We start from the raw sequence: 11,832 nt of genomic DNA on the forward strand, positions 1-11,832 counted from the left end.
ATAAACACGCAATGAAATATTTGCAAGTATCCAGTGGGGCAGCCGTGTGGTTGAACTCAATTGCTTGGAGCCGGCACTTTGAAGGAACGCTCAGCATGGTGCTGAACGACTGGAGTCAACGGAAATGACAAGACAAATTGATGCTAACAGATCAAGTATCCGCGGTGCAATTAACCGCGGCAGTGCCGAAACTTCGCTTGATATTGCTGAACGCGAGTTTATTGAACTGAAAAACATGGCGCGCCGGCCCGAATTGAACTCGAAAGTGGTCGGCGGTTTCAACGATATATCTATCAGCGACCGCTGTCTTGAAGACAGCAAAGGAAGGAAGTTCAATGGTCACGAGGTAGGCAACAGTACTATTATCTGTGGCGCGCCTCAAAATAATCGGCCAGAGAGCATGTTGCAGTTTGCTGATGTGCTGACTGGCCAGAAGGTGGAGTGGATTATTGATCTGAGTCAGATCAAAGATATGCTGCACTCTGCCTACACACCAAAGAAGCCTATGACGTTCGGGACCCAGGATCAGTCGGCAACATTCCACCTGACAGATCCACAGCGGGGCATTCGCGGCATTGCGGATTCGGCGGCTCAGACAGGATTACTGGAAGTTTCCGTGGGCGGAAAGCAGCATGCAATCAATTATGTGAATATCCCTATCGAAGATTTTCAGGCTCCAACCGTCGAACAACTTCACGAAATCGCGGCCATGGTCAACAAGATCCAAGACAAGCTCAATGCCTCGGATTCAGGGGAAAAACTTGTAATTCACTGCACGGCTGGAGTGGGCCGTTCCGGCACTGCGATCACGGCGGCAAATTTGCGACGCAGCCGTCAGGAAGGCAAATTAACGTCAGCCAACTGGCTAGACGTGCTCAAAGAGCATATCGTAGACTTGCGCGAACAACGCAGCGATATGATGGTTCAAAGCTTGGCCCAATACAGTAGGTTGCGCGACTACGCGAAAGATCTGGCACATGGCCTTTATGATGCTTCAATCGGAAGCACGGGTCGGGTCCGACAAAACTCGGCGGTACAACTGATCGCTCAGAAGCAGTCGCGCCCTCAAGTTCCACCTCGGCCATCACCCCAGGCGTTGTCCGAGCTCGCTTCCAAGGTCGCGGCCGAGCAGCAAACAACCCCGCCGGTAGCCCAAAACCGACAACCATCAGCACCCGCAGTCCCGGATCAGCGGGGGCCCTCCACATCGAACGCTCAAAGCGGCCGCCCAAAGGAAAGGCCCGAGGTCCCGGTACGGCCGCTGCATTTGACGCAAGGATCGCAATCCACTCCGCCTTCAACCTCGCGTAACGCAGGTGAGGAATCGCGCCCACCCCCGTCGGTACTTCAGAGCCAGAAGCCTGCGCAGGCCAGAGTTACGGAACGGAGGGAGATAAGACGTGGACTGCGAAACGGATTCAAAGAGCAAAATACCTTTTCCTATCGCATGCTCAACACTTTATTTGGTGGCTTGGGAAATGGGGAGCAAAACCGTGTGCTGGCGAAACTAACTGCGGACAAGGGCACAATTAGGGAGTTGACATCAGACTTCAATGCAAAAGAGAATCAAAGGCGGGTGGACCTAGTTAGAAGCTATGGAATCGGTACAGTATCTAAAACAGAAAAAGCTCAACCCTCGCGGAATAGTGATGCTACAACGCATTCACAGCCATCCGCACCTCGCCCCCCGCAATTTCCTGATGTAAGTGACCCAGCACGCCTGAAAAAGGAGATCGCCCGCTTGCAAAATAAGACAACATCCCTTTCCTATCGCTTTCGCGACACGTTTCTCGGCGGTATTGGAAATAGATCTACGAAACGTAAGCTGGACGCGTTGCTTGAGAAGCAAGGTGCAATTAACCGTGCGAGAACGGCTCGCGAAGCCGAGGCCGCAGATATGAGTCTCCAACGAGTGAGAAGCGCTAGAATCGGCTGAACGCCTAATATCGGAACCAATCCATCGAAGAGTCCTAAAATGGCGTAAGGCTGAATCGGTATGCCGTGCGGCGCTCAACCGCAACAGCATATCCGAGCAAACGTTGACAAGGGCGCCGGACCGAAAGTCCAGCGCTCCCTGCCACTTAGCTAAACTTACTGCTGCTTGACCAGGGCACCGCTAGCGCCGACCAGAGGCATCGCAAAGCTTTGGCCTGAGATCATCCCAGCAGTCACATACGACGCGCCGAAAATCAGGCTCGGCGCGCGGTCGCCCGGGCGCAAGTTAACCAGCGCCGCCAGGCCATTCAGACTGCTGCGATCTCCCTGCGCCGGGCAAGCGGCGCCCTCGCCGTGCAGGTTGATGTTAAAGAGATTCTTGCCCGCACTGCTGGGAATGATCATGCCGCGGAAGGTGCAGCTTCCGATGGTTGCCCTGACCATCGCCATCGTAGCTCCCGCAGGGCCGCTGATGGTCAAAACTGGCCCTTCCCCCGCGGTGCCATAGCTGCCGTGCAGCAGATCCAATTGTTGCGCCTGATCGGAAGTGGCGCTGTAGTTGAATTGGTAGCTCGCCTGCTTCTCGCCCGCTTGACCGACCAGTTCGACAGTCAGGGAGTTTTGCGGATTGAAGCGCCCGCGCAAGATACCGCGCTGAGCAGCGCCCGACGCACCTTCCGGCGCATACAGCTTGGCTTCCACGGCGCCGTCATTAAGGTTCATATAACCGGTGACCAAGTCTTCGCGCAGCGTTCCGGTGACCTCGGCATAACCGCCCGGCGCGCCGCCGCCCGCCGGTGCCGATGAGAGGAAGAATGGCGTGCTGGGCGTACCGTTTGCCACCAGGGCAAAGCTGGCACGACCATCCGCTGCGGCACCGATCCAGATGCCGTTGGCCAGATTTTGATCGCCGCTCCCCGGCTTCGATTCATCAGGCTTGGTTGGATCGGTTACGGTACCGCCGCCGGTGTCTGGCTTGGTTGGATCGGTTACAGTGCCGCCACCGGTGTCCGGCTTGGTTGGGTCGGTTACGGTGCCACCACCGCTATCCGGTTTGGTTGGCTCGGTTGTGGTGCCGTGCCCGGTGTCGGTACCTGGGTGTGTCACAGTTGCCGTACCAGTGGCCGTACCACCACCACCTCCGCCTCCGCCTCCGCAACCAAAGAGAGCGATGCAAAGCGGTGCGACCGAAGCCAGTCGTACGATCTGTTTGTTCATGATGCCTTTTCCATTTTGATAGTTGTAGGGAAGCGGGCCCTGTGCCCTGCTTGATTCGGAATCGAGTATGGCCCAGGCTCTATGGCAAGTTTCCAGCGGGTGATAAAAACAGGACCGTTTAACGTCCGTCTTTTCTAAATGGTCTGGCCGGTAAACAATGCGTTGTAACGAGGTTCATGTGGCTGCCACGCCGGCGGGAGTCCTCCCGCGCCCGGTCGCGCCTCCGCGGACGCGGTATTTAGTTGCCGACAGAACTCACGCGCTGATCATTCATCAGGTCAAGGCGCTTCTGCACCCCGCCTTCCATCAGGATCACATGGCGCGGCTGCACTTCCTTCACGCTGACACCGGGCGACACCTCGGAACCGACCGGGAAGGCCTTGGTAGGCTGGCCGTCGGTCGAAATGATCGCCACGCTGCCACGGCCGCGGGTATCGGCCACCACGCCGCGCAACTGGTAATTGCTGACGGCTGCCAGCGCGGTATTCCCGCCAAACAGCCCACGCGCAGCGTCCATGTTCGCTTCCGGCGCCTGCGCCACCGGCACCGCCGCGATCGGGCGCTGCTTGGGCTTGAACAGCTGCATGCCCCAATAGGCCAGCGAGGCAGACAGCAGCGCGACGGCGGCCACACTGCAGATCAAAGGCAAACGTTTCAATTCGATTCTCCAGGTTCAGCGCACGAGCTGATTGATTTCGATGATCGGCATCAGCACGGCCAAGACGATCAGCAGCACCACCACGCCCATCGCCAGGATCAGCATCGGTTCCAGCAGGCCGGCGATGGTCAGCGTGCGGCGCTCCAGGTCCGATTCCTGTGCGCTGGCGGCGCGGTCCAGCATGGCGGGCAGTTCGCCGGTGATTTCGCCGGCACGGATCATGTGGATCAGCATCGGCGGAAAGTGCTTTTGCGCCGACAGCGACCGAGCCAGGCTGGCGCCTTCGCGCACCGAATCGCTGGCCTGCTCGACCAGCTGGCGCATGGCCACGTTGGACAGCGTGTCGCGGCTGGTTTCCAGTGCGCGCAGGATAGGCACTCCCGGCCTCCCACACGCGCACTTCCATGGCGTTCGCGCCGGTCTGCAGGTCCACCGCCGATTGCGCGCCGGACTGGCCGATCGCCGCCTGCCACAGCGCGTCCAGCTGCACCAGGTCGCGCGTGACAGCCGACTCGCTGCGCGACAACACATCGTCGCGGATGATGTAGCTCACTAACTGCAGCTGGGACGCTGCATTCTCCGACAACACGGTGCGGATGAAGACCAGGCGCGAATTATCGGCCAGGATGTTCTGGTGTTCGCGCAACAGCGGCTTGTCGGCAATCTGCTCCAGGTCGCTCTGCAGCTGGGCGAACGTGAGCTGGATGCCGCGCGTCTGCTCCATGTTTTGCGTGAGCTGCTCGCGCGAGCGCACGATGCCGTCGAGCCCGCGCCAGCCCATCACGGCGACGATCGCCAGCACGGTGATCGCGACCAGCAGTTCGACTAGGGTAAAGCCGCACGTATTCTTCATTCCTGCAGCACCAGTTGGACTAGCTTGACGATGCGCCGATCGGGTGCGCCCGCCTCGAACACGCTGACTTCGACCCGGCGCATGCGCGGGTTCGGCGAGATGATCACTTCTTCCTCGCAGATGAAATGCAGATCGGCCTGCGGGCATTCGTAGGACGTCTTGCCCGGCGCCGGCCAGCTCTTGGCAAGGCGCACCTGCACCAGCCGGTTCTCGGCCGACCAAGTGGCCATCATGGTGGTGCGCAGATTTTCGCTGTTCTGTGTCAGGCTGCCCATAGCACGCAGGGCTGCGCCCAGTGCGGTGCCGACAATCAGCAGCGCCACCAGCACTTCCAGCAGGGTGAAGCCTCGTTGCCGCATTATTGGTCCACAACGAAATGGCCGACGCCGTCGGCGCGGATGGAAGCGCGCAGGTCACCGCTAGCGATGGTCAGCACGAAGGGCCGGTCGACCGGCTCGCGGCCGAAGACAATGCGCAGGGTGCCGGACACATTGATCGGCGGGTCCGGCACCAGGGTCACGGGACCGAGCTCGAATGGGCGCTCGCGAAGCAGGTCATCCTGCGGCAGGGTCTCCCAGGTCCTGTCGTTGCGCACCAGGAAGCGGTAGCTGTCCGGTGCCGCCTCGAAGGCGATCGGCCGGTTGCGCACGATCGCCTCATCGCGCGCCCGCTGCAGCAGGAGCGCGATGCGCTGCGTTTCCTTCTGCATGGCCTGCGCCTGGGACGGCGCGACATTCATCACGGTCAGGCCGAGCGTGATGCCGATGATGACGAGCGCCACCAGCAACTCGATCAGCGTAAAGCCGCCTGAGCGTTCAGATTTCCCAGGAGCCGATATCAATATCATCGCCGGTGCCGCCTGGCAGGCCGTCGGCCCCATACGAGAACACATCGACTTCCCCCTTCACGCCCGGGGACTGGAACTGGTACGGATTGCCCCAGGGATCCTTCGGCATCTTCTCCAGGTACGGGGCCTTCCAGCCGTTGGCCACTGGGCCGGCGGTTGGCTTGGTCATCAAGGCTTGCAGGCCCTGTTCCGTGGTCGGATAGCGCCGGTTGTCCAGCTTGTACATCTTCAGCGCCTGCATGACGGTGGAGATTTCGACCTTGGCGGCGGCCGTCTTTGACTGGCCGACGCGATCGAGCACCTTAGGCAGCACTAGGGCCGCCAGCACGCCCATGATCACCACGACCACCATGATCTCGATCAATGTAAAACACCCGAATGGTGTTTTGTTCAAGTCCGCACAAATCAGCTTTCGTAAATCCGACGAAGTTTCGCAGTCTATCGGCTTCGCACACTTCGGAATAGGTGAACTGGTCCGAAAAAACCCACTCTGCTGCCTTTCTGTTCGCCGACACAGAAGGAAGACCAGAGTTCATGGCGAGCGAATTTGAACGGTGAAACGGTCTGACTTCCGCAGATCGACGCCCAAAGACCGGACGCCTCAAACAAAATGGCGCCCCAGCAAGAGTCATCACAAATCATACTTGCCTAAACCGAAACCACATCTTTAAACAAAGGACCTATTCTATGAATACTCAAGAATGGCAGGGTGTTTTCCCCGCAGTAACCACTAAATTCAATGCGGACGAAGAGCTCGACTACGCGGCGATGGAACGACACTTCTCGTACATGATCGATAATGGCTGTCATGGCCTCGTGACCTGCGGCTCCTTGGGCGAAGCGAGCACATTGTCCTTTGACGAAAAACTTGCCGTTGCACGGACTGCCGTCGCCGTCTCCAAAGGGCGCGTTCCCGTACTCGCCAATGTCAGCGAGACCCGTACTACCAACGCCGAACGCTACGCGCGTGAAGCACGCGACCTTGGCGTGGACGGTCTCATGGTGATGCCCTCCGTTCTGTATGCCGCCGACGCATTTGAAGCGAAGTCCAACCTCCGCACTATCGCCAAAGCTGCCAAACTTCCGATCATGGTCTACAACAATCCCGTTTCCTACAACGTTGACCTGACGCCGAGCGACTTTCTGGAGCTGTCCGACGTCGAGGAAATTGTCGCCATTAAAGAATCGAGCGACGATATCCGTCGCGTGCCGGATCTTCGCAGCACGGTGGGTACTCCCCTCTTAGAGGTGCTGACATGGCCAGGATTTTGGTTATCGAAGATTCGCCAGTAAACATGGAGGTGCTCACTGTCCTGCTTTCGAATGAAGGCCATGGACTGTTCCTCGCTGAACGCGCCCTTCCCGGAATCGAGATTGCCCGCCAGCAGCCGCTAGACCTGATACTCATGGCCATCAACATGCCAGGTGTCGACGGTATCGAAACAGCAAAGATGCTACGCGCACACCCAACAACGCGCGCCATTCCACTGATTGCCGTAACGGCCTTGGCCATGGCTGGCGACCGGGAACGCATTTTGGACGCCGGGTTCGATGACTACATTGCGAAGCCATTTGATCATGGCCAACTTCTGCAAAGGGTTGGGTATTTCACCGATCGCAGTTGACGGTGATCCTCACACCATCCTTGCGCTACGGGGTATCAATGCACTTGTCTCTTGATATGTATCTTGCCGTACAGACTAAGAGCGGACTGCGTGCTACAAGAAAATTAGTGAACCTGAATGGAGGTCATCATGAAGACGCTAATTATCCTATGCAGCGCTGTCATCAGCTTAAGTGGCTGTGTCGTTTCGCCACTTTACGGTGTCGAGGGACGGTACCACTCTCGAAGCTATGACCGGAGAGACGGCAACTACAATTACTATCACCACGGCTACCGTTATCGAGACAGCAGAGAGTATCAGGGAGATCCATACCGAAATTAAGTAGTTCCAAGATGCGCCACTCGATCCATCTCTACTACCGCTGAACGCTTAGCTGAAGAGGCATAAGCGCAACTTGGTATTTCAATTGCGCGAGAATGTGAAAGCAATGGGGACTGCATGCATACGATTACTCGCGTCGACCTGTCCGCCTCTCTCCAGTCCGCAACCGGCTTCACTTTTTCGAGGGATGCACAAAAATTCATCGAAAACCTTTTCGAAGAAATTGCACTCGCGCTCGAGCGGGGAGAAGAGGTCTCACTCCAAGGATTTGGCAAGTTTAGGATCCTCGCAAAAGCTGCGAGACCAGGCAGGAATCCGAGGACGATGGCGCCATGCACCGTGTGTGCCAGGCGGGTGGTGGTGTTTCATCCGGATTCCACGTTAATCAAGAATTGCCAACGCACTTGATTCGACTCGCGGAATTCGCCTCCAGGGAAATGGCGCCAGCCGGCTACTGTCAGTTGGACGCAATACCAAGATGCCGTACAATCGCTCGCTTTCCGACACCACGCAATGCAAAGATTGCCTGCTGAAATTTCAAACGCGGAACGGCGGCGCCATCTTCCCACTTGTGCACAGACGGGTCAGACGCGCCAATGAGTCGTCCCATTTCTGCGAGGGATAGTCCTAATCGACCGCGCACGGCGCATGGTAGCGAAAGCTTTGGCGGTGAAGCACTGCCGCGATGTTTTCTGCACTTCAGATGATTTGACAGCCGGTGGTCGCGGGGGCGTTTCTAGTGCCCTTTATCTTGCTTTTTAGCGCGCCAACTTCATCGCGCAGAAATCCCAGCTGGGCCTTGAATTGCCGCCCATCTCATTAATGATTCCTACTTTGCCTTCAATTCTTTGCAAGCAAGCAGGGAGATTGGGCCTTTAAAGCCTTAGAAATAGCGAAGCAAGACACTTCCATTGCATCAGCGTGAATTACCGCTTCCTGAGCGCGAACTATAGCTAAGTTGCCGCACGACAGCATTATCGGATTCTTGCGATTCTGACGCATATGGTAGTTCAGCATGTTGGTCTGAACAGTCATGCTTCCGGTGCTGATCCTGGGAACCACTCAGCACACGCGCAATTGTCTCGTCGCCGAATTTCTGATTGCGAAGATATGTTGACGCATAAGACAAGCCATGCGTACAGACCAAGTCAATGGCATGATCAATGACGGTTGTCTTCACTCGCTGTTGTCGGCGTTCCGTGGGAACTAACATGATCCAACTCCAATCTGATCCGACGGCACCAAGATAGCATATCCATAGTCCCCTTGCATGGTTGCCCTTTCGAATCGAACAAGGCCACCGGAAGACTTTGCATCTCGGCGTTCGGCACGGCCAGCCACTGACCAGGCACCGCGTCAGGCACCAGGCTACTCAGTATGTTCGCGGGACGCGAGCGGGTGTCGAGTGGCCAATCCTTTATCGATGCGGAGACCATCCAAGTCAACCACCTCGAAATCCCACCCCTGCCAGTGACAGATGTCGCCTGTTCGCGGAATAGTCCCGAGCAGAAGCATGATCATGCCACTGAGGGTGTTATACCGACTCTTTTCCTCTTCGGGCACGCTTTGAAGTGCCAGCCGGTCCTTCAGTTCGGGGACCGGAATCAATCCCTCTAGGAGCCAACTGCCATCCCTACGGACAACCGCCCAACTGTCTTCCGCGCACGGAGGTTTGAACTCGCCGGTAATGGCCTCCAAAACGTCTTGCAGCGTCACGATACCTTGCACTTCGCCATATTCATCCACAATGAACACGAGGTGGGTGCCAGTCTGCTTGAAGTGCTCCAGCAGCTCCATGCCCGTCAATGTTTCCGGAACGAAGACCGGCAACTGAAGATGGACTCCCAAGTCCAGTTGGGCACCTTGCCTTGCTTGGGTAAGCATTTGGCGCGCGCTGGCGATTCCAATTACCTGATGCCAGCCGCCCCTGAGTACCGGGAAGCGGGAATGTTCGCAATTGTCGAAGCGCGCCATATTGGTCACCAGCTCGTCATCAAGGTCAAAGTAGATGACATCATTGCGCGGTACCATAAAGGACGCCAACTGGCGATCCTCCAAACGAAAGACATTACGCACCATCTGGTGCTCCTGGACTTCGATAACACCGGATTCAAATCCTTCTTCGAGCATCATGTGCAGTTCCTCTTCCGTGATCGTCTGTGGACCAGCCTGTCGCACGCCCAAGCCTCGCAATATCAGCTGAGTGGATGCCGAAAGCAGTTTGACAAATGGCTTGACGATCCCTGCCAGAATCAGCATAGGACGTGCAACGACACGCGCTACCGGCTCTGGATTCAGTTGGCCCAGGCGCTTGGGAACTAGTTCGCCCAGCACGATCGAAAAATAGGTGATTGTGAGGACGACCAGAGCCGTTGACAGATTGTTGGACCAGGCAGAGGGGATGCCGAGAGACATCAACCATTCGCCAAACGGACGGGCAAGGGTCGCTTCGCCGACAATACCATTCAGGACACCTATCGACGTGATGCCTATCTGTACTGTGGACATGAATTTATTGGGATCAGCAAACCTGCCGAGGTATCAATTGTGATCCGGCTTGGCGGCAGAATTTTCAGTCCCCAATCTGCTCGGTCATTCTAACGCGCCTGACACATGATCCCTACTCCCTAGCCAGGCAATGTCTGGTGCCCCGTTTGCGTAGCTAGCGGTACATTGACCTTACCACTGCATTAACGATCACATTGACGAGATCGGAGGGACCTACGCCTCGCTCATCTTGTTAAAGAAAAGGCTTCCTAAAATGATGCTGTGCTGGCGTCGGAGAATTTCGCCCAGAGTGTCCGGTGATTCGGTCACTATCATTGCTGGGTTTCCCATCTATACTGATAAAGCAGAAATCATTTTCAATTCTTGGTCGATCGCACTTGACCAAGTCTTGCCGCCCGACGTTTGTGTGCTCGACTGGGCCATAAGTGCGGTAGGGAGCCAGAGATGCTGCACGAATTCCTGTCCAACAATCGCAGTGAACTCGTCGATCGCTGCAGAGCAAAGGTCGCCACACGTGAACATTCCGCGACAGCCGAGCAATTGCAAAATGGCGTCCCGATGTTTCTTGAACAGTTGATTTATACATTGAGGTCAGAGCAAGCAAGTAGCACGCTCCAGACTAAAACAATCTCGGTCAAGCTGGAACCCGCTCTGCCCCGCACTGAGGTTCAGGCATCGGCGACTCTGCACGGTCAGGACATGCTCGCACTGGGCTTTACGGTCGACGAAGTGGTTCACAACTATGGCGATCTGTGCCAAGCGATCACCGACTTGGCGGTCGAGCGCGACGCCCCGTTTGCCGTCGACGAATTCAGGACCTTGAATCGATGCCTCGACAATGCGATTGCCTATGCAGTCACTGCCTTTAGCCTGCAGCATGATTTCATTGAATCGGGCCGCCACAATGCCGAAGAAAACAAGCGGATGGGCTTCTTTGTCCACGAGCTACGCAACCTGCTTGGCACCGCCAAACTTGCCTATACGGCCTGCCGGACTGGCAACCTCAACCTGAATGGGGCAACTGGAGGAATTTTGGACCGCAGCCTGGACGGCTTAGACAGCCTGATTCAAACCACCGTTTCACTCGTGCGCAATGAGCACCTGGACGGAATGCGGGACATCTTTTCGGTTGCAGACTTTGCCGCAGAGATCGAAGCAGCATCAGTTTTGGCGGCAGTTGCGAAGCAGTGCCGGCTGACGATCATGCCAGTCGATCCGGAATTGGCGATAAAGGGCAATCGGTCGATGCTGTTGGCGGCCGTCGTGAACTTGTTGCAGAATGCCTTCAAGTTCACGCATCCGCACACCGAGGTCACGTTGACCTGCCATGCTGTCAATGACAATGTCCTAATTGAAGTATCCGACCATTGCGGCGGGCTAGGTGCCGAATTGGCCGAACGCATGTTCCAACCCTTTGAACAAGGCGGCGCCGATCGCTCGGGGCTCGGGTTAGGCCTGACGATCGCCAGGCAGTTCGTCGTGGCGAACGGTGGGCGCCTGAGCGTCCGCGATCTGCCCAATGTTGGCTGCGTGTTCACTGTCACACTGCCACGCCATACCATAACTGACAGCGTTAAGTAAGCGATGATCCAACTCGTGGACCCGGTTTCCCCTCGGACGTAAAACACTACATTCGCCTAGAAAATCCCCATGGCAGACACCGTGGCCAAACGGTGAATGATGTGCTCGCCACGAAGGCGCCATGACTCCGCTGACACACGCCAACACGCTCTATGTTCGTGCCACGGGATTCCAACTTCTAAGTTCCGCTTCGGGGCAACTGTCAGCTGAACGCGGTACTAAGGCGCTCGGCAATCGCTCGCTTTCCGACACAACGCAATGCAAAAATCGCCTGCTGATATTTCAG

11 protein-coding genes and 4 pseudogenes are annotated in these 11,832 nt (G+C 56.8%); 6 read left to right on the top strand and 9 right to left on the bottom strand.

Annotation, left to right across the window (positions count from 1 at the left end; translation table 11 throughout):
* Positions 1–124 precede the first annotated feature (124 nt).
* The gene (locus ACN9MU_RS21285) at positions 125–1,936 is read left to right on the top strand and encodes a protein-tyrosine phosphatase family protein (protein WP_426343429.1); all 1,812 of its coding nucleotides are present in this window, start codon (positions 125–127) and stop codon (positions 1,934–1,936) included.
* A 155-nt stretch (positions 1,937–2,091) separates the two neighbouring features.
* Here the strand turns inward: ACN9MU_RS21285 and ACN9MU_RS21290 are convergent, their stop codons facing one another.
* From ACN9MU_RS21290 to ACN9MU_RS21300, 3 genes and pseudogenes are all read right to left on the bottom strand, one after another.
* Positions 2,092–3,153 carry a hypothetical protein gene (locus tag ACN9MU_RS21290; RefSeq protein ID WP_426318506.1) on the bottom strand — a complete coding sequence of 354 codons (1,062 nt, stop codon included), beginning with the start codon at positions 3,151–3,153 and terminating at the stop codon, positions 2,092–2,094.
* 238 nt (positions 3,154–3,391) lie between these two features.
* The gene (locus ACN9MU_RS21295) at positions 3,392–3,811 is read right to left on the bottom strand and encodes a type II secretion system protein N (RefSeq protein WP_426343430.1); all 420 of its coding nucleotides are present in this window, start codon (positions 3,809–3,811) and stop codon (positions 3,392–3,394) included.
* 15 nt (positions 3,812–3,826) lie between these two features.
* A pseudogene (locus ACN9MU_RS21300) lies at positions 3,827–4,192 on the bottom strand (type II secretion system F family protein); the annotation flags it as partial.
* Between the two features lie 253 nt (positions 4,193–4,445).
* Here ACN9MU_RS21300 and ACN9MU_RS21305 point away from each other — a divergent pair.
* Positions 4,446–4,640, top strand: coding sequence for a hypothetical protein (locus ACN9MU_RS21305; RefSeq protein ID WP_426343431.1), 195 nt, complete (start codon positions 4,446–4,448; stop codon positions 4,638–4,640).
* On the opposite strand, the pseudogene ACN9MU_RS21310 reads toward ACN9MU_RS21305, so the two are convergent.
* From ACN9MU_RS21310 to gspG, 4 genes and pseudogenes are all read right to left on the bottom strand, one after another.
* A pseudogene (locus ACN9MU_RS21310) lies at positions 4,617–4,664 on the bottom strand (prepilin-type N-terminal cleavage/methylation domain-containing protein); the annotation flags it as partial. The gene ACN9MU_RS21305 and the pseudogene ACN9MU_RS21310 sit on opposite strands and share 24 nt — an antisense overlap.
* On the bottom strand, positions 4,661–5,023 hold the full coding sequence (gene gspI, locus ACN9MU_RS21315) for a type II secretion system minor pseudopilin GspI (protein WP_426162441.1): 363 nt from the start codon (positions 5,021–5,023) through the stop codon (positions 4,661–4,663). The gene gspI and the pseudogene ACN9MU_RS21310, both read right to left, overlap by 4 nt.
* Complete coding sequence (locus ACN9MU_RS21320; protein ID WP_426336081.1) at positions 5,023–5,511, bottom strand: GspH/FimT family pseudopilin; 489 nt, start codon at positions 5,509–5,511, stop codon at positions 5,023–5,025. The genes gspI and ACN9MU_RS21320 overlap by 1 nt, the downstream gene beginning before the upstream one ends.
* Positions 5,480–5,917, bottom strand: a complete 438-nt coding sequence (gene gspG, locus ACN9MU_RS21325; protein WP_426344898.1) for a type II secretion system major pseudopilin GspG — start codon at positions 5,915–5,917, stop codon at positions 5,480–5,482. Before gspG ends, ACN9MU_RS21320 begins: the two co-directional genes overlap by 32 nt.
* Positions 5,918–6,198: 281 nt before the next feature.
* Between gspG and ACN9MU_RS21330 the strand changes: the two are divergent.
* The 3 genes and pseudogenes from ACN9MU_RS21330 to ACN9MU_RS21340 all read left to right on the top strand — a co-directional run.
* Positions 6,199–6,744 (top strand): annotated as a pseudogene (locus tag ACN9MU_RS21330) (dihydrodipicolinate synthase family protein); the annotation flags it as partial.
* 23 nt (positions 6,745–6,767) lie between these two features.
* Positions 6,768–7,136 carry a response regulator gene (locus ACN9MU_RS21335; RefSeq protein WP_426336082.1) on the top strand — a complete coding sequence of 123 codons (369 nt, stop codon included), beginning with the start codon at positions 6,768–6,770 and terminating at the stop codon, positions 7,134–7,136.
* Positions 7,137–7,574: 438 nt separating this feature from the next.
* Positions 7,575–7,865, top strand: coding sequence for an HU family DNA-binding protein (locus ACN9MU_RS21340; RefSeq protein ID WP_426162443.1), 291 nt, complete (start codon positions 7,575–7,577; stop codon positions 7,863–7,865).
* A 960-nt stretch (positions 7,866–8,825) separates the two neighbouring features.
* Here ACN9MU_RS21340 and ACN9MU_RS21345 read toward each other — a convergent pair.
* Both ACN9MU_RS21345 and ACN9MU_RS21350 read right to left on the bottom strand, forming a co-directional pair.
* Positions 8,826–9,536 (bottom strand): hemolysin family protein, encoded by a 711-nt coding sequence (locus ACN9MU_RS21345; protein ID WP_426337651.1) that lies wholly within the window; start codon positions 9,534–9,536, stop codon positions 8,826–8,828.
* Positions 9,537–9,554: 18 nt separating this feature from the next.
* Positions 9,555–9,971 (bottom strand): annotated as a pseudogene (locus ACN9MU_RS21350) (CNNM domain-containing protein); the annotation flags it as partial.
* A 438-nt stretch (positions 9,972–10,409) separates the two neighbouring features.
* On the opposite strand from ACN9MU_RS21350, the gene ACN9MU_RS21355 reads away from it, so the two are divergent.
* Complete coding sequence (locus tag ACN9MU_RS21355; RefSeq protein WP_426343432.1) at positions 10,410–11,546, top strand: sensor histidine kinase; 1,137 nt, start codon at positions 10,410–10,412, stop codon at positions 11,544–11,546.
* The last annotated feature ends 286 nt before the right edge of the window (positions 11,547–11,832 follow it).

Source organism: Pseudoduganella sp. R-32, assembly GCF_049913245.1.
Taxonomy (GTDB): Bacteria; Pseudomonadota; Gammaproteobacteria; order Burkholderiales; family Burkholderiaceae_D; genus Rugamonas.

Coding starts and splice junctions, on each gene's coding strand:
- ACN9MU_RS21290 (WP_426318506.1), bottom strand. CDS start 3,153: ATGAACAAACAGATCGTACGACTGGCTTCGGTCGCACCGCTTTGCATC.
- gspI (WP_426162441.1), bottom strand. CDS start 5,023: ATGCGGCAACGAGGCTTCACCCTGCTGGAAGTGCTGGTGGCGCTGCTG.
- ACN9MU_RS21320 (WP_426336081.1), bottom strand. CDS start 5,511: ATGATATTGATATCGGCTCCTGGGAAATCTGAACGCTCAGGCGGCTTT.
- ACN9MU_RS21345 (WP_426337651.1), bottom strand. CDS start 9,536: ATGGTGCGTAATGTCTTTCGTTTGGAGGATCGCCAGTTGGCGTCCTTT.
- ACN9MU_RS21335 (WP_426336082.1), top strand. CDS start 6,768: ATGGCCAGGATTTTGGTTATCGAAGATTCGCCAGTAAACATGGAGGTG.
- ACN9MU_RS21285 (WP_426343429.1), top strand. CDS start 125: ATGACAAGACAAATTGATGCTAACAGATCAAGTATCCGCGGTGCAATT.
- ACN9MU_RS21340 (WP_426162443.1), top strand. CDS start 7,575: ATGCATACGATTACTCGCGTCGACCTGTCCGCCTCTCTCCAGTCCGCA.
- ACN9MU_RS21355 (WP_426343432.1), top strand. CDS start 10,410: ATGCTGCACGAATTCCTGTCCAACAATCGCAGTGAACTCGTCGATCGC.